Below are 1,398 nucleotides of genomic sequence, written 5' to 3' on the forward strand. Positions count from 1 at the left end.
TCAAACCAGGTCACCACACCTTTCACCCGGCGCTGTACGTCATCGCCCTGCCATACCGTCAGGTAGGCCATTTTGTCCAGCACCTGCGCAAATTCAAGGGAGAGAAACTGCTGGCTGACCAGAGAGAGATCGAGGGAAAAGAGCGAAGAGAGTGACTGGTTCAGATGAAAGGAGACCACCGCAAACGCGTCCGGTGGCAGGCCGTCCACTTCCAGCGTGAAACGTAATCCGGTTGACATAGCAACCTCCGGGTTTAAGGAAAAACAGACAGTTCGCTGTTAAAGCGGCTGTAACAGTACAGTGTTACGCTTGCGTTCAGGCACGCTACCGCCGAAGTTTCCGGCATCCGCCATCTCCCGTGAACGTAACCCCTTACTGACAACCTTTCTTTTTACGGCGTAATACAAAAACAGCATCCGGCCTGATAGCCGGATGCTGTTGGCTTAACTTATGCTTCCAGCGGTGCGCGCCAGTCGTCGGCACCGGAGGTGCCAGATTTGACGTGTTCCCACTCAATCTTGCGGTAGGCCAGTGAAACTTCGAGCAACTGGGTGAACTCGCGTTTCGCCGGGTCCTGGCAATGCGGCATATGCAGTTTCATATCGACAATCGTCGAATCAGTCAGGCGGGTGGTGAAATAATGCTCCTGTTTGCCTTCCACAGAGGTACGCCACCAGTGCAGTTCAGTGGTTGGCAGCATTTCACCGGAGGCCAGTGCGTTGTACATCAGCGGAACAGCTTTGTTCAGCGCCACGGTAAAAATGAACGGCTTGTGAGCACGCTGACCCGCAGGCTGGCCGGACTGAGGATCGGTCGGGACAGTAACGTTATGCAGGAATTCCTGCACCAGCATCTCGTCTTCGTGCCCCTGCACATAGATGTTGCCGACAGAATCAGCGGTAAATGCACCTGCAGTAATATTTCCCTGGGTCTGACCAGTGATGGAGATATAACACGGTGTTGGCATTTGTAAACTCCTTGTTAACGTGGTTAATTACTACTTACAATGACCTGCCGTTAATCCCAGACAGGCAGATGCAGCTCACTTCACGGAACCGCATCATTTTTCAGTATTTTTTACATACAAACCGAGCTAGAATTTACGGTTGTCGTAAAAACTATTTTTAAAATCATTAAATCTCTTATTCAGCAATAACTTAATAATATATATCTGGATAACCATACCCAACTGTTCAAAGTCCGTATTGCCTCCATAAAATGGCCAAAGCTGAATCATGAATAAATATTGTATTTATCCTTTCTGAATTATCATTTTGATAATTTTTGAGATATTCCTTAAAAATACCCACTTACTCAATCACAAAACAAATATATAAACAAGCAATCATTAGATTAGCTTATGTTTAATGAAATTATAATATAATTCAAAAAGAAACA

At 46.6% G+C, this 1,398-nt stretch carries 1 protein-coding gene and 1 pseudogene; both read right to left on the bottom strand.

What is annotated here, in order from left to right; translation table 11 throughout:
• Nucleotides 1-239 (bottom strand): annotated as a pseudogene (locus tag BEB42_RS25840) (hypothetical protein); the annotation flags it as partial.
• Nucleotides 240-448: 209 nt separating this feature from the next.
• Entirely contained in the window at nt 449-967 is a 519-nt protein-coding gene (locus BEB42_RS25850) for an Hcp family type VI secretion system effector (RefSeq protein WP_001142958.1), read from the bottom strand.
• Nucleotides 968-1,398 lie beyond the last annotated feature (431 nt).

This window comes from Escherichia sp. MOD1-EC5990, assembly GCF_002965285.1.
GTDB lineage: Bacteria > Pseudomonadota > Gammaproteobacteria > Enterobacterales > Enterobacteriaceae > Escherichia > Escherichia coli_F.

Bases quoted from the DNA above. Each gene is read 5' to 3' on its own strand.
- BEB42_RS25850 (WP_001142958.1), bottom strand. From the start codon at position 967: ATGCCAACACCGTGTTATATCTCCATCACTGGTCAGACCCAGGGAAAT.